Annotated in this window: 1 protein-coding gene; it reads right to left on the bottom strand. The window is 37.5% G+C overall.

Annotation, left to right across the window (positions count from 1 at the left end; all coding sequences use genetic code 11):
• Positions 1-132: 132 nt before the first annotated feature.
• On the bottom strand, positions 133-517 hold a 385-nt coding region (gene rdgC / locus R8O10_RS27510; protein ID WP_318192272.1), incomplete at its 5' end, for a recombination-associated protein RdgC.

Here is a 517-nt window from a genome sequence, read left to right as displayed (position 1 = left end):
AAAAGAGGCAGTGCGATAGCTAATGTTAATATGCTTTTCAATTTCATCATTTCCCCTTAAATTACGTTTCTTGTTTTCAGCTCATCTACGTGGCGTTCTTCACGATAAACACGAGATCATGGCCCTTATACATCAATCAATGCTTTCAACAAATCCCTCTATTAGCTCAGATGTATTCGATTGTGCACCACCAGCGAATCCAGTTGAGCTATTTAATGAAGGTAAGATTTCTTTTATAAGGTTCAATATTGACAGTCGAGTTAAAGTGTAGGAGGTCATATCTTTAACTCTTTTTGCTTCCATCTCCTGGGCGGGATTATTGATCTCCATTTCCTTATTGGCCGTTTTTATTTTCTCTTTTAACAGCCCTAGTTGCTTGATCTTAGAAAACTTTAATTCGTTATTAACAGTAAACCCTAAAGTGGCGTTCCATTCGCAAGATAGTTGAAGTGGGCGCTTTTGCGCTAGTAAATTAGCATTGATTTCATCTGACTCAATATCCTGGTTACTGTATCTC

The organism is Vibrio sp. 1727 (assembly GCF_033344415.1).
Classification (GTDB): Bacteria; Pseudomonadota; Gammaproteobacteria; order Enterobacterales; family Vibrionaceae; genus Vibrio; species Vibrio alginolyticus.
Note: the sequence above shows the minus strand (reverse complement) of the source record. Positions and strands in the feature narration are given on the sequence as shown.